The organism is Arthrobacter sp. Z5-13 (assembly GCF_056499105.1).
This window is the reverse complement of record NZ_CP096460.1, coordinates 1508822-1532967: the sequence shown is the minus strand read 5'-3', so window position 1 is coordinate 1532967 and position 24146 is coordinate 1508822. Positions and strand designations below refer to the sequence as shown.

Genomic DNA, 24146 nt, shown 5'->3' with positions numbered 1-24146 from the left:
CAACTCCAGGAACGACATCTACGAAGGAAACAATGAACTGGACAAGGAAGCTCCCTGCACTATTCTGCGCCGCGCTTTTATGGGGCGTTTCACTTGCGGCGACACCCCTCGCCCCGGCGGTAGCAACTCCCCCGACGCCGCAGGGTGACCACGCAGAACAGACGCCGACGTCGATCCACACCTTTGAGGATCCTCCGGCCCCGCTACGCAAGGGGGAGTCTGGCCCCAGCGGACTCTCCAGTGAGTCCTTTTCCCTCGCACGTTCAGGCGACATCAAAGTCACTTTGGTGACAGTCCAGCTTGCTGACAAGTCAGCAGCGGAGACAGCGTCAATCTCGCTCCCTGCCGCGTACTCTGCTATCGATACCGCTAGCCGGTATTGGAAGACAATGTCGAACAACCGCTTATCCCTGTCGGTCGCCAGTACACGAACAGGAGTGAAGTCATCTGCAGCCTCCTGGCAGTCCTACAGCGAAATCATGAACACGGTCAGCCGTGAATTGGCGTGGGTGAGCCAGCCCTACACAGCCCTCGTCGTGTTCGTAGCAACGCCTAGTCTTTCCTCGGGTGCCTTAGGAGCCGGCTGGAGCACGAACGGCACCAGTGGCCGTGTTCTTATGCCACTGCCCGGCTCGCTCACAAACAGTGTCATCACTCACGAGTTTGGCCACGTCTTGGGACTTATGCACGCAGACAGCCTCCAGTGCACTAGTGGGGCAACGGATGTGGCGAGTCTTTCCGATGGCTCGTTCGCCGATCCCAGCTGCAGCGTACGGGAATATGGCGACACCATGGACCTGATGGGGGCTTCCCAGACAAGCCAACCAACCATCAGTTCAAGTCTTTGGCAGTACGGTGGATTCGGAAGAGGGGACGAGATCCTCGACGCCGGGCGGTCTGGAGTCAGCAAGAGTTACACGCTCTCAGCGTGGGCGGGGACCGCACCAAACAGGGCAGTTAAATTTACGGATGCCCTGAGCGGTGAGGTGTACTTCCTGGAACTCCGCTTGCCAGTAGGCAACGATGCAGCCACCGCGCACAACGGCAATCGCGGCGTCAAGATTGTCCAGAACGGCGGATCAACATCAGCCAGTTCCATCGTCCTTATGCCTGATTCCCGGCCGTTTTCCGGCTATTACAGCCAAAAACACGCCTGGCAAGCTGGACAAACCTTCACCACCCATAGTGGAACGCGAGTGTCGATCGATTGGATCTCAGACTCGGCGGCAGGCGTGACCATCGAATCGACTCCCGCCGCGGCGGCAAGGGCCATCGCAGATCTGGCGACGTCGATGCCGTCGTTGGGTGCTTCGTTGTCGGGGATTACTTGTGGGCTGCGGGACGGGGGCTGTTACCAGCTCTTCCAGAACGGAGCCATCATTTGGTCCGCTGCGACCGGGGCACAACCGAGCACCTATGGCCCCGTTCGGGACGCCTGGGCACGCACCGGCTTCGAAAACGGCGCAATCGGCTACCCCACCAGTGCCCTGATCTGCGGCATCCGGGACAACGGCTGCTACCAGGCCTACCAACGCGGAGAAATCCTCTGGTCCCCCGCCACCGGCGCTCACCCGTCCACCCCTGGAGCCATCAGAAACAAATACCGTGCGGCAGGAGCCGAAAACAGCGGCCTGGGCTACCCCACCAGCAGCGAAATCTGCGGCATACGCAACGGGGGCTGCTTTCAGACCTACCAAAACGGAGAAATCCTCTGGTCACCGGCCACCGGAGCGCAAATCTCAGAATCAGGCCCCATCCGAACCACCTACCGCCAGAACGGCGCTGAGAACGGATCCCTCGGCTTCCCCACCAGCGGCATAATCTGCGGCCTCAAAGACAACGGCTGCTACCAGGGCTTCGAAAACGGAGCGATCATCCTCAACTCCGCCACCGGAGCACAACTCAGCACAAACGGCCCCATCCGCACAGCCTGGACACAATCCGGCTTCGAAAACGGCCCCATGGGCTACCCCGCAAGCTCCATCATCTGCGGCCTTCCCGAGAGCGGCTGCTACCAGCAATACCAAAAAGGCGCCATCAGCTGGTCCCCCACCACCGGAGCACAACTAAGCCCTGACGGAACCATCCGAACAGCCTGGGCAGCCTCCGGCTACGAACACGGCCCCCTGGGATACCCCACCAGCGGCATACTCTGCGGCCTACGCGACGGCGGCTGCTTCCAGGCCTACCAAAAAGGCGAAATCCTCTGGTCCCCCACCACCGGCGCCCACATCAGCCGCGCAGGAGCCATCCGCTTCCTCTACCGCAACAACGCCGCAGAAAACGGCGCACTGGGCTACCCCACCAGCGCAGAAGTCTGCGGCCTCACCAACAACGGCTGCTACCAGAACTACCAAAACGGCGCCATCATCTGGTCCCCCACCACAGGAGCACACATCAGCCCCAACGGACCCATCCGCACCCTCTGGAGCCAAACCCGCTACGAAACAGGCCCCCTCGCCTACCCCACAAGCCCCGTCGTCTGCGGCCTCACCAACAACGGCTGCTACCAGAACTACCAAAACGGCGCCATCATCTGGTCCCCCACCACAGGAGCACAAACCAGCCTCAACGGACCCATCCGCACCCTCTGGCAGCAAACCGGATACGAAACCGGACGCCTCGGCTACCCCACCACCCCCCAAACCTGCAACCAAACCGCAGACACCTGCACCCAACAATTCACCGGCGGAAAAATCACCTGGACACCAACACGCGGCGCCTACATCGGCTAGCGCTACGGCCAGCGTGCGTGGAGAAGTTCAGCAGCATCTGAAAAGGAAGGATCTGGCTGTCTTACTTAACGGCTGCCGGGCTGACCTTTTTGAACTTGATATACGTGGCACAAAGCACCATGACACCCACGGCCGCTATCTCGATAGCACCCACCAAAAGGGTTGTCGGCAGTAGCCCAAGCAGTAGAACAATCGCAACGTGTACGAGCATCAGGATCAGGAATAATCGGATCGGCCAGGCGTGCGGCGTCGAAGTCCGGACCATCATCCAATAGGCAAGACCCAGCAGGGTAAAGCCGGCTGCATGGATGATGGCCACAGCTTCAAGATCTGCGCGGCTCGCAAAGGGAAACGCAATGGCTGCCATGAACACGAGCACAAGCGGTGTCAGGTATGCCATAGCTTTGGTCTTGGCCAGGATGTAAACGACATTCGTTGCAACAAGGAACAGTGCATAGCCCACTGACATAATGGGGAGGATTCTCGCCACGGGGGCTAGGTTGTCAGGCGCTTGCGTGAGAATGATGCTCCCTGCACTTGCCGCAGCTGAGGCCAGCAGACCAATGGCCGTCCCGGCCATCAGCGCCTCCCCGGCGACAGAGCGCAGCATGGGCAACAATTGCTCTGTAGAAGCTCCCATCAAACGGGTGGCCCAGGCGTTGTTGAGCGCATTAAGCAGCGTAAGTGGACCCAGAGCAAAGATCAGAACTGCGCCGTACTGCCCCGCGGATGCAGCCCCTGCCACTATTGCCAGCAAGAGAACAGCGCCCTGGGTCAAGAGCATCAAGGCACCAGTGTGAGGCAACAACGGCACGGCAATTGCCACCGATTCCCTGACCATATTAACTACACGCCAAGGGGCTACTGGCTTGACCAGGAACAAGGCTGTCGCCGCCGAGGCAGCTACGAGTACCGTGTACGCCACCATATAGGCAGTGGCGTTAGCCCAGAGCACAATGGCAAGGAGACCAGCAAGATTCGCCGCCACAGACGAAATCAGGCTCAGCACAACAAATGCCATGGGACGGTCCTGGGCGCGCAACACGGCTTGCGCACCCAGAACCGATCCAAGCAGGCCTATGGAAAGCATGGACATAATGGCAGGCCAAGCAACGTCTGTTGCTGACGCATAGGAAACAAGCAAGGTGCCAACAGCCAGGGTCCCGCCCAAGAGAAAGGCCCCAAAAGCCAGGAAGCCGTACATTGCCTTGGCCCGAATCTGTCCATTGGACACGTCAAACCAAAGCCGTGTGATGGCCAGGGGAAGTCCCGCCGAGATGAGAACAACCATTACCTGCAGTGCGACTACGGCAGTAGAAACCAGTCCCCACTGAACCGGATCCAGCAACCTGATCGCAAAAGGCTGGATCAGGATCAGGCCTAAGCCCTGCACCAACGATCCGACTAAATATAGGAGGGTCGATCGACGACCAACAGTACTACTGGCGTTCTCTTGGGTGCCCTCAGCGACCATCGAACGGGCTAGAGTCGGACGACGTGAGCCGCAAGCTTCCGGAGACCCAACCACATGCGCTTCTGGATGACCTTCGGAGCAAGGGTCAGTGCATGAAGCCGTGAAGAGAGATGCAGGCGGGCAGCATTGGCGGCGTCATTCCATCCCAGATTACGAAAGTCCCTCACGCACTCATCGAAGAAAGCGCGCTCTTCGGCGAAGCGGCGCCCGTCCAAAGCCTGCACGGAAGAATCAGACTCGCGGTGCCGGCGGTACTGGAAGCACACAGTGTCGGAGACCATCATCTTTCCGCCATCCATGATGATATCCATAGCCAACGCGAGGTCCTGAACGACGTTGTACTGTTCGCGGAAGCTGTGCTTCTTGATGGCGTCAGACCGCCATGCCACGGAAGGGAAGTACAACCAGTCGCCTGTGATGAGGCTTTTGGCTACCGGCTCTCCGGCGATGATCGCATCTGTACTTTGACCTACGATGCGTCCACGCAGGTAGTCCTTAACCTTGTCGCCAAGAGGTTCGTACACGACGCCATTTTCGTCGATGACCTCAACGCCCGGCTGAACAATATCCACATCCGGGTTCTGAAAACCCTTCCGGATAGTTTCGATGTAGTTGGGAAGCATGATGTCGTCTGCACCCATGATGACAGTGAACTCGTGCTCTACGAGCCCGAGGCATTTACGATAGTTGCCATTTGCGCCGAGGTTTTTCTCATTGCGCAGATACCGGACCCGACTATCGGTACTTGTCAACCCTTCGAAGTAAGCGGGCAGCGTCTCATCCGGGTAGCCATCATCAACAATAGTTAGCTGAAAATCCCGGTCATTCTGATCGAGGATCGAGTCGACGGCTGCCTTCATCATTGCCACATCGCCGTAGTACGGAAGCATTACATCAATGGTCATTAGTTTCTTTCCGTGTGGATTGGCCAAGGGTGGCCGGATTTTCATCGAGGTGGGGCTTTGGGACGGAAGAGGCAGCAAGGTGCAACGCTTCCACCGAGGCCCGGAGGATGGAGACTTCCTCGGCCAAAATGCGGGTTTCGTCTTCGAGGATGGTCAGTTCCCGCGAGACGTGCAGACTAACGCCCACCAGCAACACGATCGCCAGTGCAAACAGCAGGTTTGCAGGCACGCGAATGCCAACCAGAGACGCGGCCCAGTCAAGGAGTTGAGGGAACACTCCGAGGACGATGGTCAAGCCGCCGACGATAAGCCACAGCACGGTGTACTTTTCGCGAAGCTTTCCCCGCCGAAGCAAATACAGGACGGCGACCACCATGACAATGGCGATCACCAACGCAGACGCAACGCTCATAATCAAATACTGCTTTCGCCTGCTATGGACCCCAGTTCAGGGGTATGGACAGTCTCGGGGGCTGGTGTTTTTCGTCTCGCAAGGGCAAAGCAGAGGACCAATCCTGAGCGTGCCAGATAGATCGCAGACTTGAGTGGCCCGGTACTCGGCGTTCCTGCCTGTCGGACTTTCATCTCGACCGGAACCTGAGTCACGCTGCAGCCGGACTTGATGGCGACGACCAAAGAATCGATCGTATCACCGAGATATTCGACCGGAAAATGATCTATGTACTGATGGAGGGCGCGTTCGTTGGCCGCACGAAAGCCTGAGGTTACGTCAGTCAGCTCCGTCCGAGCAACCTGGGAAATCACCTTGGCGAGAACCGACATCGCCCACCGCCGCGGTCCCTTGACGTCATAGCTGCCTCGACCGGCGAAGCGGGCCCCAATTGAAATATCTGCTACTTCGAGTCCGGCCAGCACCCTGTCGATGTCGAAGGGATCGTGTTGGCCGTCGGAGTCCACTTGGATTGCTGCCTTGTAACCGTGACGAATTGCGTACTTGAACCCCGTACGCATCGCACCTCCGACTCCAAGGTTAAAAGGAAGCTTGAGGACTGTGGCTCCGGCGTCGTGCGCCACTTTCGCTGTGTCGTCTTTCGATCCGTCATCGACCACCAGAACGTCATGAGGCACGGTGCGCATCACTTCGCGAATGGTGTCTCCGATTGCTTCAGCCTCGTTCCAAGCTGGCATGATGATGAGAACGCCGGAAGTCGTTGAGTTGCCCATGATGTTCAACTATATCAACGCAATGAGCCATCGAACCGCACGCCGAATCCCCCCGGGCACGTCGGCTGTTGGAAAACAAGGCATACTTGAACCGTTCGATTGGCATTCTGAGGGAGAACGAATTAATGACTTGGTGGCAGACGGCCCCTGCATTTGCGGGTGCAATTCTCGTCTTTTTTGTTCCGGGGATGGCCGTTTTGGCAGCCGCTGGAGTGCGTCGGGTGAATCTGCTCTGCCTCGCTGCCCCCGTATCGTTCTCTCTGGCGTCGGTTCTGGCCATCGTCTTTGGAGTCACGGGCGTACCTTATAACCCCACCACTTTTCTGACAGCTTGCGCCGTGGTGACGGCGCTGGCTTTTGTCGCTAGGCGGGCATTGTTGCATCGCCTTCCCGGGGATCGTCCCGCCGGAGAAAGGGGAACTCTGGGAGCGAACGGAGTCATTCCTCTCGCCGCCTCCCGTCAGCGCTTCTGGCCTCTCATCGTGATGGTGGCCGTGACCGTACCGGCTTTCATCATCACCTATCGGTATGTTCGGGGTTTCGGAAATCCTGACAACCTTTCCCAGACGTTTGACAACGTCTACCATCTGAATGCCATCCGCCACATAGCAAACACCCAAAACGGTTCTTCTCTTAGTCTGGGCAACCTCACGGACTCCTCGACGGGCTTCTACCCTGCCGCCATGCATGACCTGATGTCCTTGGTCTTCATGTTTGGAGGAACTTCGGTGATGGAGGTCGTCAACGTAGGCACGATTGTTATCGGCGCCCTGGTCTGGCCGCTATCGTGCATTTTCCTGATCACCCGCATCGTGGGCAATCAGGCTACGGCAATTCTTTTTGCGGGAGTCCTCTCGGCAGGATTCAGTTCTTTCCCATACCTGATGGTTGCTTTTGGTGTGCTCTACCCGAACCATGCCGCTATCGCATTGCTGCCTGTCGCGCTTGGGCTTGTCATTGAAGTTCTGGGACTAGCCCGGTGCCGGTCATCTTCGTTCTGGGCGCCACTTGCAGCCCTGGCTCTGATAGCACCCGGCCTCGCCCTCGCGCACCCGAGCTGTCTCGTTGCCTTGGTGGGTTTCAGCAGCCCGGTAGTCATTGCCCGGCTGATACTGAGCTGGCGGATGTATCGCCGTGGCAAGGAGAGCGGGCGCGCGGTAGCGGGCTGGGCTGGATTCACCGGTGTGTATCTGATCGTCGGCCTCGCCATTTGGAGCTTTATCCGGCCCAGCCTTGCCGCCGCCCCCTGGACGCCTTTCCAATCCAACGCCAGGGCGATAGGTGAGATTCTTGCCAGTGCTCCTATGGGCACAACAGTGGCATGGGTCATGCTTGTCCTGACGGTGATCGGTCTGTATGTTATAGCCCGGCGGCTTGGTCAATACTGGTGGGTCCTTGGGATGTACGGAGTAGGCGGGTTCCTTTATCTGATCGTCTCCGCCTGGATAATTGGGGATTTTCGAACCTTCCTGACCGGCGTCTGGTACAACGACAGCTTCCGCCTTGCCGCCCTCCTTCCCACGGTGACTCTGCCGGTTGCCGTGATGGGCGCGCAATGGCTGACTTGGCGGTTGAGGGCACTTTGCGACTTCATGGTCCTCCACGGGCAGTCCTCCCCAGAGAAGCTCGCTCCCTTCGCACGGCCCCTTGCCGCGCGACTTCCTGCAGTCACTGGCGTTGCAGCCTCAGTCACGTTTGCCCTCCTTTTGGGGGCAGCGGCGCAGGGTGGCACCCTATACGGCGTCCAACGCCGCCTGGACACTATTTTCGAGACGACCAGGAATTCCTATCTGCTGACCACCGACGAAACAGAGCTACTCACGGAAGTGCCTGATTTCGTTCCTAAATCAGATCTTGTGGTGGCCAACCCCCGGACCGGTGGCTCGCTGGTCTACGCTGTCTCAGATCGAAGGACCCTGGCTCCCCATATTTTTGGTGACAGAACCAATGAGGAGCAATACCTGCTGGATCATTGGGACGAGGCTGCCTACAACGACAAGGTCTGCCCCATCATCAGGAAACTCAATGCCTTCTGGGCACTCGATTTTGGAAACTTTGAAGTCGTTCCCGGCGACGAGCCCTTTATCGGGCTGCGGAGCCTCACAGACGGCGAGGCTCCAGGGATGGAGATCGTCAAAACCGTCGGCAAAGTCCATCTTTATAGAGTCACAGTGTGCGACTGAGAAGGTCTGACACTACCTGACCGGCTGATAGCAGGCTCCGGCGGGTTGCATGTTGCTGTAGATGGATCGGCTCATCCGACTCTGCTCACCCCAGCCATGAGGCTTGACTTGCTGCGGATCAACGACGACGGAGCTTAAGGTTGACATCTAAAGTCCAGGCGTGGTCATGTCGTCATTCGTGCGGATATGCCCAAGGCGTCATCCACTGCCGGGGCCGGTTCAGCTACACGAGGCAGTTGAGGAGCGGGCATTCAAGTTTCCGGAGCCTCACTTCGCCGCGAAATTGAGCGCCGAGCTGTGCCGCTCGGGCAGTATGATGTGACCCGCTGGGCACGATCCCCCTCGGACGCGCCACCACGAGATACTACTGCCTCGGAGCTTATTGACTGGCCTCGTCGAACCTAGCTGCCAGCGCAGGAACAGTGGACAATATGTAGCTCCGCGATGCGTGATCGTTGTCAAAGTAGACTTGAAGGCCACCAATGACAGCGGGGCAAAGGTCTGGGGTGCAGAACTGGTCTGACAGGTCCAGAACCTTGACCTGCGGGCTATCGAGTCGGTGGGCTGCTTCGGCTACAGGATCTGCAGGCAGAGCCTCAGCGCGACGGTTGGCGCAGTTCAACGGATTCTCCACATTCAAAGCGACGCATTCGGGGCTGCTGTGCCCCAGCGTCAGTGGAGTGTCCCGCAGAACAAAGATGTCGGAACCAGCTCCCATCCACGCGTCAAACCTGCCCGCTACACCGTCCCTGTACTGTTCGCTCTGCGGACGCCCGGTGCCATCGTCAATAGTCTCTCCCGCGCCGAAGGATGAGGTGAAGATCATGTCCGGCTTGTCCTTCAGGATGCGCTGAGTGACCTGTTCACCCCAATCGAGGCAACGTTGCTGGAATTTAGGGTCCGTACTCGGTGACCCCATGAAAGCAATGCGTTTGGCGTCAATGAAAGGGCAGCCGCCTAGCAGTGTCTCCTTTACTTCCCACTTCTTGTGCCGCGCGAGTTCATAAATAGCGGCCTTCCACTGCTCGGCATGAGAATCCCCCACAAGCCATACAGTGGCAGTCGCTGGAGCCTCGCCCGTAAAATCACACTCCGTCAACAACTTCAAGTCATTGACTCGAATTGGGTCTGCAGCCGGGGCACACTCCGGTGCGTCAAACCAGGGTGCCTCATTCGCTCCTACGTTTGTGACCAGCGGGGGTCCAAAGGGCTCTTGGCACTCGTTGCGGGGGTCCATGCTTCTTGCCCCATAGCAAGGCTGGGACGACAGATTTTGGAGCTTGTGGGCTTCAGTCTGTTGGGTGAAATGAAGGCTTCCCAGTAGTCCGGCACACAGTGTGCAGACCAGTGCCACTACCATGACCATGGCAAGGAACACTTTTCGCGGTTGCGCTCCACTGAGCAACTTGCTCCGACCTGGATCTTCAACCAGTTTTTTCGATAAGTAGGACAGCAAGAGCGCGAAAACAAGTATGCCAACTTTATCCAGGCTTCCAATATCGCGACTCAATACTGCGGGAGCAAGAATAATGACTGGCCAGTGCCAAAGATATAGCGAATATGAAACGTCACCCACGAATTGAACCGGCTTAGCGGCAAGCAGCTGGTTTGGAGACCAAGCTGGTCCAACCGGGCCTGACGCTATGACGAGGAGCGTGCCGAGGACGGGTACGGCAGCGGCGATCCCGGGGAAGAAAGTCTGCTCGTTGTACGCGAAGGCTGACCAAGCTATCATCCCGTACCCGAGCCATTGAGCCAGTCCGCAGATGGCCAGCCTCGCGTTCGGAAGCGCCAAACGCAGCTTGGCCAGATAGTGTGCACCAACAATCGCAACCAGTGCACCGGCGCCGAACTCCCATACTCGGGCAGGCGTGATGAAGTAAGCCTGGCTCTTGTTTGTGTAGGTGAACCAGATACAAAAAACCAGAGCCACTAAACTGACAACGGCAACACCCACGGACAGCAAGGCCCGACGCCGACGCCCCAACCTGGCGGCAACCATATAGAGAGACATGAACAACAGAGGCCATACGAGATAGAACTGCTCTTCTACGGAAAGTGACCAATAGTGTTGAATAGTGGAGGCCGCTTGATGGTTCGCGGAGTAGTCTACTGATTTCGCCGCGAGCATCCAGTTCTCGACGTACAGCATGGAGGCTGCCGTTTCCTGCGCGATATCCATCCATCTCGAATAGGGCAGCCAGAGCCACGCCCCTATCAAGGAGATGACTGCCACCAAGGTTGCAGCCGGCAGGAGCCGCTTAATACGGCGCGCATAGAACTGCCCGAGCCTGATTCTGCCAGTCCGCTCCAACTCCCCTAACAGGTGATTGGAGATCAAGTACCCGGAGATCACGAAGAATACGTCAACGCCAACGTATCCTCCTGGGAGCCGCTGCGGCCAAAGATGGTTAAGGACGACAAGCCCAACCGCGATGGCTCGCAGGGCCTGTATATCCTTACGAGTGGCATTTACGGCCGCCGCAGCTTTAGTTGTTGCTCTGGTGCTAAGAACCTGCCCCGTCACCCGTTCTCCTCATTTGTCCTCAACCTCGCGCCACATTTAGAGAGGCCTTTGAGGCGCGATTTCTGCCGCCGCACACTATTCACCGTTTTTTGCGCCGTGCGCAGCCCTTGCCAGTTCGGGAAGCATGTTGCGGGCAATCCATTGCAGCGAGAGGCTTGAAGCCGTTTCCAGGGCCAGTCCGTTCTCGGTTGACTCAGCTATGACAAAGTTCCCGGCCCGGTAAGCCGGCACATCGGCGAGAGTGTCGTTTTGCTCGATCTCCTCGGCCTCACCGTGCACGACAGAGAACACGGCGATATCGCTGGAGAGCTCCCCACTCCGGACCTGAGGCCAGCTGTAAGTTTCCCCTTCTTCATTTATGCCCTTGAGGGCACGTCCCTGCTCGCGAACTAGCGAAAGGGAAGCAGCCGGTTTCAACCCGAACTCAGACAGTATCCTGACAGGGTTGGATTGTTCGTCAAACACTTGAAAGTCGGACCCCAAAGCCGCGCGCACTTTTGAAAACAGAAATTCTGTCCCGGCAAGGTCAGGATAGCTTGCAAGCTCGCGGGCAATGCTGTCTTCTGTATCAGCCTGTACCCTCTCAGCTTGCTTAGAGCGCCCAAGTGCTTTGCCCACAATTGCGAGAGAGGCCCGCCATTCGGTATCGCCGGGGTCCCCGGGAAAGGCGACAACCGGAGCGATCCTCGAAAGTTGATTGTACTCATTTCGAGTCATTCTAGAGTTGGCTGCGATGATGAGGTCCGGCTCCATCTCAGTGAGCTCATCTACAGGAGCCCCCTTGGACTCGTCCACCAACCGCGGCATATCGAGGCCAAATTTGCGCCAAGCCAAATCGAACCATGGAGTCGACCCATTAGCTTGCACACCAGAATGCGGCATGACGAACGGCACGACGCCCAAAGCGAGACATATATCGTTGCTGGCCAAACCCAACGTGGCAACCCGTCGCGGTTCGCTTTTTATCTCTGTCGTTCCAAAGGCATGCGTGATGCGCACAGGGAATGCGCCATCGTCAGCGCTGGTCGTGGGTATGGCGGAACTCGATCGAATGACGTCGCAGCCCGCGAGCCCGAAGGGCAGCACAGCGAGACCTGTCAGGAAGTGCCGTCTTCCGATCGGCTGTTTGCTACCGCGTTCGCGTTCAGCCATTGTTACGATTCCAATCTCGTTGAGTTAATAGTGGTGATGGAGTGCTGTCTTTCAACATCACCAAGAATTAGCTTTGGCCGGCTGATTCGACGCTGGGGAATCAGGACCGCCACAAGTTTACCCAGCCCCGGCCTGCCATCCCCAACCGGCGGATGCGATGCATACTCAACAACATCAGGCCTGAACAGTCCGTCCTGAGTTCTGGGCAATGAGTTCAGTTCAGCTCTGCTGAGCGTTCCCTGAGTTCGGCGACGACTTCATGCACTTCGCCATCCATGATGACGTGACCGTGCTCAAGGAGAACGCCACGCTCACAAATAGTGGAGACCAAGTCCAGGTCATGGCTGACGACAAACAGGGTCTTGCCTTTCGCCGCCAGTTCCTTGATCTTGGCAATGCATTTGCGTTGGAAGGGCTCGTCGCCGACAGCAAGAATTTCGTCGATCAGGAAGACCTCCGGGTCCGTGTGGACCGCTATGGAGAAAGCGAGCCGCAGATACATGCCAGATGAATAGAACTTCACCTCAGTATCAATGAACTCGCCTATTTCGGAGAACTCGACTATGGAGTCAAACTTCTCGTCTATCTCTGGCTCGGTCATGCCAAGAATGGCGCCGTTCAAGTAGACATTGTCGCGGCCGCTGAGATCGTGATGGAAACCAGCCCCAACCTCGATCAGCCCCGCCACACGACCACGGGTGAAGACGGTTCCGCTGTCAGGTTGAAGAACGCCCGAAATTAGTTTGAGAAGGGTTGACTTTCCCGAGCCATTCAGGCCAAGCAGCGCTACTGTCTCACCGTGCCGGACGTCCAGAGACACATCCTTGAGCGCATCGAATTTCTTCGACAGATCTCCTTTGCGGCCTCGCATCAACCACACCAGAGCCTCCTTGAGGGAACGCGTGTGGCGCAGGACGAATTGCTTGCGCAGACCATTACAAGTAATTGCCAGGTCGTCGGCGTCGGTCATACTAGAGCTCCTGTGGTCGGTCATACTAGAGCTCCTGCGCGAAGTGGATGGCAAGCTTGCGGAACACGAGCTGGCCTAAAAAGAGGACCAGAAGTGAAGTGCCAATAGCCACGGGCAGCCAAAGCGTAATCAGATCCGGCGGTAACGGTGCAAGCGGTATCTGCTCGGGTTCCAGTGTCGGATACCAGAAAGCCCAATGGAAAATCTCGACGCCGACGGTCAGAGGATTGAGCTGATAGAGCCAATACCAAGGACCCATGACCCGCTCGACCATAGTCCACACGTAGAGGACGGGGGACGCCCACGTAACGATCATGAGGATCATGTCCACGATATTCTCCGAGTCCCGGAAGTAGACATTTGCCGCCCCGAAAAGCAGGCCCAAACCTGTAGCGAGGATGCTCACCATCAGGAAAGCGACAATGACCACGAGTAGCTGGAGAAGCGAAGGCTCCCAACCTGCAATCAGGCAGGCTCCGATCAAAACCGCTACCTGTGGAAGGAAGTGCGCAGCAGAGACCCAGACCGTGGCAACCGGAAACAGTTCCCGGGGCAAGTAGATCTTTCGGATCAGGTCGCGGTTGTCCACGATGGAGCGTGTGGCGTTGCCAAGGGATTCCGTGAAGAAATTTACGAAAACGATGCCGGAGAACAAATAGATGGCGTAGTTGGGCGTGCCGTGCTGCAGGTTGAGGAAGATGCCAAGGGCCACGAAGTAGATCAGGAACTGCATCAGTGGCTTCACATATGACCACAGCAGCCCGAGCGCAGATCCCCGGTAGCGGATTTTAATCTCTTTGCGTACCAGTAGTTTCAGCAGGAAGCGATTGGCATAAACGTCCAGCAGACCCCGGCCGTGCCCGGGCTTGATCAGATCCTCTGAGGGAACCATCTAGCTACGATCCTTTAGCCGGGAACCGATGGGAGTGCCGAATGTGGTCTCCCAGGATTTCAGTGACGTGATCTCAGGAAGGGCCTTCCGATACTCTTCTGACAGGCTCTCCCAGTTTTTGAAGAGTCGAGCCTGCAAGCGGGAAGCCTCAACCATTTTGCTCTTCAATAATTTGGGGTCACGCCGATACCAGGACACACCTGTTCCTTCAGCATTGGATACGAGCACGCTGTCATACTTCGACAGTGTCCACCATTTGTTTTCCCTGTGGGCCAGGTGTGCCTGGGGCCGCTCAAGGACTTGGGCATCCGGTTTCTTGAATACCTGGCGAAGGACCGTCTTGGCGGCCCAAGTGGCGAGGTCCTTCTTCGCCGGCATCCCAGGCGCTGCTGCTCCTCGTCCGCCCCGGGTGAGGCCCACCGGAGGAAAATCGTCAACATCAGTGCGAATTTGTGCCTCCTGATGGCGGGCACGTAGCGCGTTTACCTCAGCCAGTTTGGTACCGAGCTCTGCATGCAACTCAGAAGGTCCACGAAGCACGTCTCTTAGCGCCATGATGCGCGCCTCCTGGGCGAAATACTGCATCGAAACCAAGTGCTTGACGTTGTTTTGGAAAGACTCCCTAAGTATCCGCCCGCCCTTGGGGAAGGGGCTATGAATAAGGGCAGAAATCAAACGGTTGCGCTCATGGAAATAGGCTTGCCATCCAAGGGAGTCATCCTTGTCGATCCAGGAAACGTGCCATAGCGCCGCTCCCGGCAGCGAGACAGTTGGATAGCCGGCTTCCTTCGCCCTCAGGCAATACTCAGCGTCATCCCATTTGATGAAGAGAGGAAGGGACAGCCCGATTTCGCGGACAATGGCTGTAGGAATCAGGCACATCCACCACCCGTTGAAGTCAACGTCAACGCGTCTATGCATCCAAGGTGTCTGGCGCAGATTCCTTTGCCTGAAGTCATGACGGTATTCGATATCGCTGTCAGGAGTAACCCAGCTAAGCCTGAACGGATCCACGACCTCCCCGAACGTATGCAAGGTCGTGCGGCTATACAGGTCAAACATGTGGCCACCCGTGATGGTTGGCTTTTTAGTGAACCTTGAAAAGGCTATGAGCCGCTCCACGCTATCCGGCTCAACCACGACGTCGTCGTCCAAGAGAAGCACGAAGTCGCTGCCGTTAGCCAAGGCCTCAGCCATACCACGGGAAAAACCACCGGAGCCGCCGAGATTTGCCTGGTCCACAATGCGCAATTTAGCGCCGAGGAGTTGGCTGACTTCTTCAAAGCCCTCAGCTTCGGCTACTTTCTGCGACCCTTGGTCAACTATCAGTACCTCTTTGACGCTTTTCAGTGCGTGGAGGTTGGAGCCAAGAATTCTCGCATTTTCAATACAAAAGCCGGTCTTGTTCATGGTCGTGATCTGGATGGTAGCTACTTCACCAGCAGCTATGGCAGGTGTATCCCTGGTGCTCCACGACGCTTCGAGAAGCTTCAGTTCAGACTTGCCGGCAACCATTTCAAACCAGTACCAGCCGCCGTCCCCGAATGTCTCCAAAGAAAGGTCCAGCGACAGATCATCAGAACCGTCGACGTGGATGGATTCAAGCCGTTGCGGGACTCCCCTGGCGTTGGAGCGGAATACCTGGACGCTCCCCGCCCCTTCGGTCCGCACATTCAGTCGAACGGAACGAACACTGGTCCAACGGCGCCAATAACTCGCCGGGAAGGCGTTGAAGTATGTCCCAAAGGACACATGCTGCCCGGGTCTGACCTTCATCGAAGATCGCGAAAGGAAGTCCTCATGGTGAGCTTCCACTGCGCTGGAACCGACAACGTGAAGTTTTTGTTCCGGAAGTTTTGGCGTCCGATACAAGCTGTCATCCTCTACGAGGTGCAGACCGAGCGCACTTCCCGCATCGACATAGAGCTCGATGGCATCCAACTCGCTAGGGGGCGGAAAAATCACCCGCTGCAACTCTGAGTCGGCAGTGACGCTCACGCGTCCACTCCTCCGCTTTCAATCTTTGCCCCGCCGGTGAAATGCGGCTTGATCTTGTTGTCAAACATGCTCAGGGCGGAACCAATCGCCATGTGCATGTCGAGATACTTGTATGTCCCGAGACGTCCGCCGAAAAGGACGTTGGTCTCGGCCGCAGCAAGGTCGCGGTATTTCAACAAACGCTCACGGTCAGAGGCCGTGTTGATCGGATAGTACGGCTCATCGCCCTTCTCCGCCGCCCGGGAGAATTCCCGCATGATGACTGTCTTGTCGTTCTGGTATTCCCGCTCCGGGTGGAAATGGCGAGGCTCAATGATGCGTGTGTAGCGAACGTCCGCATCGTTGTAGTTGACCACTGACGTCCCCTGGAAATCCCCGAGGTCGAGAACTTCTTCTTCGAAATCAATAGTGCGCCATGAGAGGTCGCCCTCGGCATAGTCGAAGTAGCGGTCTACAGGCCCGGTATAGATAACCGGGATATTGCCTACAACCTTGTTCTTGCTGTACTCATTCGACTCATCAAAGAAATCAGTGTTCAGCCGGACCTCGATGTTCGGATGGGCAGCCATCCTCTCGATCCAGGCTGTGTAGCCGTCTGTAGGCAGTCCCTCGTATTTGTCGTTGAAGTACCGGTTGTCGTAGTTGTAACGCACCGGCAGCCTTGAAATGATTCCTGCCGGCAGGTCCTTCGGGTCAGTCTGCCACTGCTTGCCGGTGTAGTGCTTGATGAAAGCCTCATACAGTGGGCGGCCGATGAGCTGTATTCCCTTGTCATTAAGGTTCTGGGGGTCAGTGCCGGCCAGCTCGCCTGCCTGCTCCTGGATCAAGGCCTGGGCCTGGCCCGGGGTAAGGTTGGCCCGGAAGAACTGGTTAATCGTTGCAAGGTTGATGGGCAAGGAGTAGACCTCACCCTTGTGCACGCCATAAACCTTGTGAACGTAGTTCGTGAATGTCGTGAACCGGTTTACATACTCCCACACGCGTTCATTCGAAGTGTGGAACAGGTGAGCACCATAGCGATGGACTTCGATGCCAGTCTGTTCTTCCTTCTCGCTGTAGGCATTGCCGCCGATGTGATGGCGGCGGTCCATAACGACGACCTTCAAGTCCAGCTCTGTAGCGGCCTGTTCGGCAACTGTCAGGCCAAAAAAACCTGCTCCTACGATAACAAGGTCAGCTGTCACAAAATCTCCTGGTTCGAATGCGGGCAGCGCAATGCTGCGCAATGTCTGCTGCTCTAGCCTACCCGAGGGCAGAACAGTAGTAGTGAATCACGTCAGTTGAGCAGTGGTCCCTGGAGCAGTACCGCTGCCGGGACTCAGGGCCGAATCACTCGCGGTACACGGAACCAGCCACCTCTATCGCAGGCTTTCGGCGTGGTTGGTTGTCCACATATGCCAAGCAGCGCCCGATCTCTCCTGCTCAGGGCTCATAACGTGGATCAGATCACCGTTGAATAAGTGAGGGAGACCATGAGGCTCGAATGTACATTGGTCCGGAGCCCGCGCCCGGGCACTGACGCCGGCACCAGTCCCGGGCAGCACGGACGGTTCATAGAACTGACAGTCTCAGCACCATCGGGCTGCAGCGGATTGGAGCTTCAGACCGTAATCTCCCGGAAGTACGGAATCTCGACGCTCACTGCCGGCGGATCTCCAGTTGCGGGGATGACGGTCGGTGTTCCGCCGCTTGTCCCCGGGGTTGTCCTCCTGGACGGAAATATCACACCACCTGTTGATAGGACGGAGTCATCGTCCCTCGGTTTGATGTTGGCCGTCCATGGCGGCCCGGGTGCAGGCACAGTGGTTCCCCTGAACCGCGGTTCTTACCGAATTGGCCGCAGCGGCGGTAGCGAGATCCTCGTTGCGGATGCAGGGATGTCCCGGGAACACGCCCGTCTCGAGGTGTCAGAGTCAAACGTAACCATCACCGACCTCGACAGCGTGAACGGAACGATTGTGGATGACAAAAGGGTGAAGAGCTCTCCTGTCTCCACCGAGTCCGTCATACGCTGCGGCCAATCAACGCTGAGCATCGTCTTCGGTGGCACCCTTACGGAACATCGGGTTGATGCTGACGCGGCGGGCAGCAATGTTGCAGAACCTCTGATTGTCGGAAGGAAGGCCGAACCCGGAAGCCGCGGGGCACTGATCATCGCTGCGGGCCTCCCCTTTGTGATCGGAATAGGTTTGGCCTTGATTACGGGCATGTGGATGTTTCTGGCGTTTACCGCAGTCTCGGCCGTTTCCGTCCTGATACCCCTCATGTCCGGCAGGAGCCAGCGCCGTGAGCTGAAAAGGGCAATCCAGGCGGCGGTGAAAGAAGACCAGGATCGACGACGGCGGTCCGCGCCTTCAGCTGCCGACATTGTCCTCCAAACATGGTTCGCCAACCCACATGCCATTCCCGGGCCAGCCGCGGAGGACGGCCTCTGGCTGCGGCTCGGACTGGGCACGCAACCCGCAAATGTCAGGACTGATCCCGCCGACCCCGGCTTGCCCGCACTCCTGCTGGAATCAGTTGCCGTGAGGCTTGAACCAGGTCCCGGAGTGAGCCGGATACAAGGGCCTGACGAAGCCGTGGCAGGTCTTGTCCGGTCCGTCATTATGCAATTCGCGGCTTTTCCGCTTGGCAGCGGGACCAGGGTTTTGGTCCTTGGTGCTGCCAGCAGGCTCCCCCTCGCCGCCCGCTTTCTTGCGCAGGTCTCCCTGGTAACGCAAACCGCCGACTGTCTGTCCCGTCTTTCTGACAGGCCAGGTCAAGGATTCAAGCATGGAGTGCTGATCATGATGGAAGGAGTCCCAGGCGGCCATCCTGACAAAATTGTTTCCGCGGCTGTGGGCAACGGCTGGCAAGTTATTCGATGCTCCACCACAGGCGGCGAATTTTTGAAGGACTTGGATGGGGTGCAGATCGATCTAAGCGGAGGCATGGCTCAAATGATAAGAGCGGCCCACACCATCGATTTTGTCGCGGATCTCGTTCCGGATCAGGTCTTCAACAACTTCTGTCGGCGGGCAGCCTCCATTCCACCGCCGGGCCATGCTGCCGGACAACGTGTACCGGAGACGTGTTCGCTGGAAGATCTGCTCACGCTCTCGGATGCCGAACTTGCCCGACGCTGGGACAAATCCGGGGAAAAACCAGGCCTCTCCGTCACTCTCGGGATGGGATCCTCCGGTCCGTGCCTCTTTGACTTGCAGGTAGACGGCCCGCACCTGTTGGTCGCCGGCACCACTGGTTCAGGTAAGTCCGAGTTGCTCCGAAGCCTGACCGTTTCCCTTGCCCTGTCCTTTCCGCCCGAACGCGTCAACTTCTTCTTCGTGGATTTCAAAGGCGGTTCCGGGCTCGGGCCACTAACCGGACTCCCGCACTGCGTCGGCATGCTCACGGACCTCTCACAGTATGAACTTCATCGATTTCTGATATCGATGCGAGCAGAAATCCGCCGTCGCGAGAAACTCCTCGCCCAGGCGGAAACCCCTGATTTAACAAGCTACCGGGCCGCAACCGCCGGAAAGGTGCACGACTTACCCCATCTGGTATTAGTCATTGACGAGTTCAGAATGCTGGTCGAGGACGCGCCGGAAGCACTACGGGAACTTATGAGAATTGCTGCCATAGGCCGGTCCCTCGGACTGCACCTCATCATGGCAACCCAGCGCCCGCAAGGTGCCATTACAGCCGATATCCGCGCCAACGTCACCACCAGCATTGCCCTTCGGGTGCAGTCAGAGCTGGAATCAGCCGACATCATCAACACGGGTGCGGCTGCCCGGATTCAGGTGGGGAGCCCTGGCCGGGCCTTCCTTGCCCGCGGAAGTGACCCGCCCGAAGAATTCCAAGCGGCTTCCCTGGCGCGAATGGCGATGACAACTGGCGAGGTGACGGTCGAAACAACCCTTGACGTCCTGGCCGCCCCTGGTGTGGCTGCCCGGCAGTGCAACACTGCAATGGCATCCACCACTCCTGCCGACGCCGCTGCTCCACTCATCCGTCAGGCATGTTCTCTCTGGACAATCCGTGGTGGTTCGCCCGTCCGCACACCCGTAGCTCCGGCGCTACCGGAACTTCTTCCATTCCCAGGGCGAGTCCGCGGCGGCCCTGTGGAGCTCGGCTGGGTTGACTTGCCGGAGCAGCAAACCGTGACCGGCCTGAAATGGCATCCCTTGACCGACGGTCATCTGGGCCTGGTGGGAACGGAGCCAGCAGGTACGGACGATGCACTGCTCCTCGTCCTTCAACAAATGCTGGAGACACCTGGGGAAGCTCACTTTTACTTGCTGGACTCCGACGGCGCCTTGAACGAAATGTTCGAGCTGCCACACGTTGGTGCAGTTGCCGGCCTTCACGAACTTCGTCGCGGAGTCCGTGTGCTGGAACGCGTTGCCCAAGAGATGCATGTCCGGTTGAGTCGTCAGGGTGATGGGGCAGATCCTCCTCTCATCCTGGTCATTTCCGGATGGGGCTCCTGGGCCTCCGCACTCCGCGCCGGACCGCTGGTTTGGGCTGAAGATCTGCTTGCGGACATCGTCAGAGACGGCCCGAAGGCCAAGGTAACGGTCCTCATCTCCGGAGATCGCGAACTCGTGACAGCGCGGTTTTTTGCTACCGTTCCCAACCGTTGCTTCTTCCCCACAGGTTCCAGCGATGATAGCCGCCTCGCATGGCCGCGCCTCCCTGCTGTGTCTTCGGCAAAGGGCCGGGCCATCGCCTTTGGGTCCCTGGTAAAGGGGAGTCCGTCCGCAGTTCAATTCTTCACTCCACCGGAGAATCTTCTGGGGCTTCGCGCAACTGTTTCAGGTCCAAAAACAACACCCTTCAGGGTGGAGCGCCTACCCGTTTCCGTTCAGGGGGAAGCCGTCAAAGCCCGATATGAAGCCATGCCATCCCGGCAAAGTGTTCCATCCGAGTCTGCGTCAAAGCGACGGGACCACACGCTCTTGGTAGGTATTGGCGGAGATGAGCTGGAGCCCATAACCCTCACTCTTCCCAAGGGTGGCGTCCTCGCAGTGCTGGGTGGCCCATCGGCTGGTAAAAGTACATTTCTCCAGGCTCTCCCCCAAATGAACCATGATGAAGCTGTCTGGCTGAGCCCAGGGCGGGAAGCAGATGCGGACTCGTACTGGTCCCGCCTGGCGGCAGGTGGAACATCGGGAGAACTTGCCCCGGGCGCTTTAGCACTCGTTGACAATGCCGACCGGTTGTCGCCGGAAGCTCACAACAGCCTGCTGGATCTCAACAGGCTGGGAGTGACCATGGTCTTGGCGGCGGGCTTCAGCTCGACGGTCGTACAACGCGTGCCGTTGATGCTGCAGGCACGAAGCAACGGCACAGGAGTGCTGATTTGCCCGAGGAGCCTTCTTGACTGCGACTTCTTCGGTGTGCGCTTCGACTTGGAAGCACGCCCGCCCGCAGGCCGTGCCGCAGTTATTTCCGGCGGCAAGGCAGTCTTGACCCAACTGGGCGCCTTGCCTCCCCCGTTACAAAGCGGGAGGTCCACCGGTGGAACGTGAAGCAAAGCCGACCACGCGTTTATCGAACAGCAGCACAATGGCGGTGGCAGCCGGGATCAGCATCAGGAGTCCAACCAACGTCAGGCCGCCGGTCAAAGCCGGAAACCCCAAGGTGAGGACGAAGAGTTGCGCCAGGAAAGCGCCTGCCCTCGGCCAGCGAAACGCACGGAACAGAAAGTAGGCCATCGCAAAGAGCCAGGCTGAAAATGCGAGCAGGAGGACAAGGAGGAACACAGCGCTCCAGAAGGAGACAACTGGGGCTCCGCTAACCAACCCGATGATGAACCAGACGGCAGCAACCAGCAGGGCAGTTGCTTCTGCAGCCAGTATTCCGCTGACGATGGCAATCCCTACCGGGCGCTTGAACGTGCTGCCTGCCGCATGGCTGTTGCTGTTCTCGGAGCTACTGCGGATGTGGGCGTTGCTGGCCAGGCCGGCGTTGCTGTTCGTGCCAGCGTTGTTGTTCGGGCCGGCATCACGGGCGTCCCCGGAAGCATCTTCTGGTGGTTCCAGTGGAGGTCTTGACACATTGGCACAATACCGGACATAGTCACTAACTGTGAGGGCCCCCTGAACAATGTGATGCATCGCTCACGCCGAAGAGGCACTTCCGTCATCAAACCCCCTTGTTTACACAGCGTTAACATGACAGGCTTATTCGAGATGACCAAGGGGGCCCGATTGGGCCCCTTTCCTTTGTTGCCTTTAGTGAATATTTTCACAAAGCGCACTCAACGAATTTCCCAGGAATGGAGTGACTGATAAGCATGGATTGGCGTAACCGCGCAGCGTGCCTCGATAAGGACCCGGAGCTGTTTTTTCCCGTAGGCAACACCGGCCCTGCCCTCCTGCAGATCGAGGAGGCCAAGAGCGTCTGCCGCCGGTGCCCCGTAGTGGATACCTGTCTCCAGTGGGCCTTGGAATCAGGCCAGGATGCAGGCGTCTGGGGCGGCATGAGCGAAGATGAGCGCCGCGCCCTCAAACGACGTGCTGCGCGCGCACGCCGGGCTTCCTGAGCAGACAGACAAATAAGAGAGGCCGCGGACGTCACCGTCCGCGGCCTCTCTCGTTATTTACCCAGTCGGTCCGGCGCAGCACAGCTGGCCGGACACCTGAGGCAAACAGGCACCCTATCGCCGGACGAGGCTAAGCACGATCTGGACTGCAGTGCCTCCACCTTCGCGCCGCTGCCATTGAATTGTGCCTCCGAGCTCACTCATCACGAGCGTTCTGACTATCTGCAGGCCCAGGCCCTCGGTGTGCGGTGTTTCCGGGAGCCCCACGCCGTCGTCGGCAACGGTCACGGTCAGCAATTCCTCACCGTCGTCCCCCTCTGAGCGATCGGCCAGCAACCAGACGGTGCCTGTTCTCCCCTCCAGTCCATGCTCGACGGCGTTGGTGACAAGTTCGTTGATGACCAGGGCCAGGGGTGTCGCGAAGTCACTGGGCAGTTCACCAAACATGCCGGCGCGTTCGGTGCGTACCTGCTGGGAAGGCGAAGCAACTTCGGCCGAGAGCCTGAATTGCCGTCCGATGAGTTCGTCGAAATCAACGCTCTGGGTGAGGCCCTGGGAGAGGGTCTCATGGACGAGGGCAATTGTTGCTACCCTGCGCATCGCCTGTTCAAGACCCTGTTTGGCCTCATCGCTGACCATTCGGCGGGATTGCATCCTGAGGAGGGCAGCGACCGTTTGCAGATTATTCTTGACCCGGTGGTGGATCTCGCGGATGGTCGCATCCTTGGTGACAAGCTCCATTTCACGGCGGCGCAATTCAGACACGTCGCGGCACAGAACAAGGGCTCCGAACCTCTGCTGCTCGTCGCGCAGCGGAATGGCCCGCAGCGAAAGGCTAACCCCACGGGACTCGATTTCACTGCGCCAAGGCATGCGCCCCGTAACCACCAGCGGCAAGGTCTCATCCACCATCCGACGGTCTTTGAGCAGGCCTGCGGTAACCTCCGCGAGGGAACGTCCCTCCAGTGATTCACCATCGCCGAGACGCCGGAATGCGGACACCCCGTTCGGACTCGCGTACTGCACGATTCCGTCCGCATCCAGCCTGATAAGGCCATCACCCACTCTGGGTGCCCCCCGACGGGAACCGGTGGGCGACGCGAAGTCGGGCCAGAGACCTAACGTACCCATCCTCAGTAAGTCGTAGGCGCACTGGCGGTACGTCAGCTCAAGTCTGGAGGGCATTCTGGAACTGGACAGATCCATATGGGAGGTGACCACGGCGAGCGTCCGGCCGTTGCGAACCATCGGAACCGCCTCGACCCGGAGGGCCATGTCGCTGCTCCAGTTGGTCTCGCTGGAGCGCTCAATTGTCCGGCTCTCCCAGGCCTTATCTACCAGAGGCTGCAAATCCGAGCGGATCCCCTCCCCCACGAAGTCGGCGTGAAATACCGTATGCGTGGTGGAGGGGCGCACGTGTGCAAGCGCAATGTATCCGTGTTCGGGATGCGGAAACCACAGTGCCAGGTCAGCGAAAGCCAGGTCGGCAACCATCTGCCAGTCGCCCACCAGGAGGTGCAGCCACTCGGCGTCTCCCGGCCCAAAATCAGCATGCTCCCTGATAGGGTCCGTAAAGATTGCCACTGCACCTCC

Annotated in this window: 16 protein-coding genes; 4 read left to right on the top strand and 12 right to left on the bottom strand. The window is 58.3% G+C overall.

What is annotated here, in order from left to right; genetic code table 11:
• Positions 1–32 precede the first annotated feature (32 nt).
• Positions 33–2735 carry an LGFP repeat-containing protein gene (locus tag M1E02_RS07205; RefSeq protein WP_479377406.1) on the top strand — a complete coding sequence of 901 codons (2703 nt, stop codon included), beginning with the start codon at positions 33–35 and terminating at the stop codon, positions 2733–2735.
• 61 nt (positions 2736–2796) lie between these two features.
• Here M1E02_RS07205 and M1E02_RS07200 read toward each other — a convergent pair whose 3' ends face one another.
• From M1E02_RS07200 to M1E02_RS07185, 4 genes are all read right to left on the bottom strand, one after another.
• Positions 2797–4128, bottom strand: a complete 1332-nt coding sequence (locus tag M1E02_RS07200; RefSeq protein ID WP_479377405.1) for a lipopolysaccharide biosynthesis protein — start codon at positions 4126–4128, stop codon at positions 2797–2799.
• Between the two features lie 89 nt (positions 4129–4217).
• Positions 4218–5114 (bottom strand): glycosyltransferase family 2 protein, encoded by an 897-nt coding sequence (locus M1E02_RS07195; protein WP_479377404.1) that lies wholly within the window; start codon positions 5112–5114, stop codon positions 4218–4220.
• Entirely contained in the window at positions 5104–5526 is a 423-nt protein-coding gene (locus M1E02_RS07190; protein ID WP_479377403.1) for a DUF2304 domain-containing protein, read from the bottom strand. Before M1E02_RS07190 ends, M1E02_RS07195 begins: the two co-directional genes overlap by 11 nt.
• A 2-nt stretch (positions 5527–5528) precedes the next feature.
• On the bottom strand, positions 5529–6299 hold the full coding sequence (locus M1E02_RS07185; RefSeq protein ID WP_479377402.1) for a glycosyltransferase family 2 protein: 771 nt from the start codon (positions 6297–6299) through the stop codon (positions 5529–5531).
• A 125-nt stretch (positions 6300–6424) separates the two neighbouring features.
• Between M1E02_RS07185 and M1E02_RS07180 the strand changes: the two genes are divergently transcribed.
• Positions 6425–8482 (top strand): DUF6541 family protein, encoded by a 2058-nt coding sequence (locus tag M1E02_RS07180; RefSeq protein ID WP_479377401.1) that lies wholly within the window; start codon positions 6425–6427, stop codon positions 8480–8482.
• Between the two features lie 379 nt (positions 8483–8861).
• Here the strand turns inward: M1E02_RS07180 and M1E02_RS07175 are convergent, their stop codons facing one another.
• From M1E02_RS07175 to glf, 6 genes are all read right to left on the bottom strand, one after another.
• Positions 8862–11009 (bottom strand): acyltransferase family protein, encoded by a 2148-nt coding sequence (locus M1E02_RS07175; RefSeq protein ID WP_479377400.1) that lies wholly within the window; start codon positions 11007–11009, stop codon positions 8862–8864.
• Between the two features lie 75 nt (positions 11010–11084).
• Positions 11085–11903 carry an ABC transporter substrate-binding protein gene (locus M1E02_RS07170; protein ID WP_479377399.1) on the bottom strand — a complete coding sequence of 273 codons (819 nt, stop codon included), beginning with the start codon at positions 11901–11903 and terminating at the stop codon, positions 11085–11087.
• 472 nt (positions 11904–12375) lie between these two features.
• Positions 12376–13131, bottom strand: coding sequence for an ABC transporter ATP-binding protein (locus M1E02_RS07165; protein WP_479377398.1), 756 nt, complete (start codon positions 13129–13131; stop codon positions 12376–12378).
• A gap of 25 nt (positions 13132–13156) precedes the next feature.
• The gene (locus M1E02_RS07160) at positions 13157–14023 is read right to left on the bottom strand and encodes an ABC transporter permease (RefSeq protein WP_479377397.1); all 867 of its coding nucleotides are present in this window, start codon (positions 14021–14023) and stop codon (positions 13157–13159) included.
• On the bottom strand, positions 14024–16021 hold the full coding sequence (locus tag M1E02_RS07155; RefSeq protein WP_479377396.1) for a glycosyltransferase: 1998 nt from the start codon (positions 16019–16021) through the stop codon (positions 14024–14026). It abuts the gene before it with no gap.
• The gene (glf, locus tag M1E02_RS07150) at positions 16018–17205 is read right to left on the bottom strand and encodes a UDP-galactopyranose mutase (RefSeq protein ID WP_479377395.1); all 1188 of its coding nucleotides are present in this window, start codon (positions 17203–17205) and stop codon (positions 16018–16020) included. Before glf ends, M1E02_RS07155 begins: the two co-directional genes overlap by 4 nt.
• A gap of 288 nt (positions 17206–17493) precedes the next feature.
• On the opposite strand from glf, the gene M1E02_RS07145 reads away from it, so the two are divergent.
• A complete protein-coding gene (locus M1E02_RS07145; protein WP_479377394.1) occupies positions 17494–21537 on the top strand; it encodes an FtsK/SpoIIIE domain-containing protein in 4044 nt (1347 codons plus the stop codon).
• On the opposite strand, the gene M1E02_RS07140 is transcribed toward M1E02_RS07145, so the two are convergent.
• Positions 21505–22065: a hypothetical protein gene (locus M1E02_RS07140; protein WP_479377393.1), complete on the bottom strand. Its 561-nt coding sequence runs from the start codon at positions 22063–22065 to the stop codon at positions 21505–21507. The two genes, M1E02_RS07145 and M1E02_RS07140, sit on opposite strands and share 33 nt — an antisense overlap.
• A 239-nt stretch (positions 22066–22304) precedes the next feature.
• Between M1E02_RS07140 and M1E02_RS07135 the strand changes: the two genes are divergently transcribed.
• Positions 22305–22553: a WhiB family transcriptional regulator gene (locus M1E02_RS07135; protein WP_003804966.1), complete on the top strand. Its 249-nt coding sequence runs from the start codon at positions 22305–22307 to the stop codon at positions 22551–22553.
• A gap of 114 nt (positions 22554–22667) precedes the next feature.
• Here the strand turns inward: M1E02_RS07135 and M1E02_RS07130 are convergent, their stop codons facing one another.
• Positions 22668–24137, bottom strand: coding sequence for a sensor histidine kinase (locus M1E02_RS07130; RefSeq protein WP_479377392.1), 1470 nt, complete (start codon positions 24135–24137; stop codon positions 22668–22670).
• Between the last annotated feature and the right edge of the window lie 9 nt (positions 24138–24146).

Bases quoted from the DNA above. Each gene is read 5' to 3' on its own strand.
- M1E02_RS07205 (WP_479377406.1), top strand. From the start codon at position 33: ATGAACTGGACAAGGAAGCTCCCTGCACTATTCTGCGCCGCGCTTTTA.
- M1E02_RS07195 (WP_479377404.1), bottom strand. From the start codon at position 5,114: ATGACCATTGATGTAATGCTTCCGTACTACGGCGATGTGGCAATGATG.
- M1E02_RS07190 (WP_479377403.1), bottom strand. From the start codon at position 5,526: ATGAGCGTTGCGTCTGCGTTGGTGATCGCCATTGTCATGGTGGTCGCC.
- M1E02_RS07185 (WP_479377402.1), bottom strand. From the start codon at position 6,299: ATGGGCAACTCAACGACTTCCGGCGTTCTCATCATCATGCCAGCTTGG.
- M1E02_RS07180 (WP_479377401.1), top strand. From the start codon at position 6,425: ATGACTTGGTGGCAGACGGCCCCTGCATTTGCGGGTGCAATTCTCGTC.
- M1E02_RS07165 (WP_479377398.1), bottom strand. From the start codon at position 13,131: ATGACCGACGCCGACGACCTGGCAATTACTTGTAATGGTCTGCGCAAG.
- M1E02_RS07160 (WP_479377397.1), bottom strand. From the start codon at position 14,023: ATGGTTCCCTCAGAGGATCTGATCAAGCCCGGGCACGGCCGGGGTCTG.
- M1E02_RS07145 (WP_479377394.1), top strand. From the start codon at position 17,494: ATGAGGCTCGAATGTACATTGGTCCGGAGCCCGCGCCCGGGCACTGAC.
- M1E02_RS07135 (WP_003804966.1), top strand. From the start codon at position 22,305: ATGGATTGGCGTAACCGCGCAGCGTGCCTCGATAAGGACCCGGAGCTG.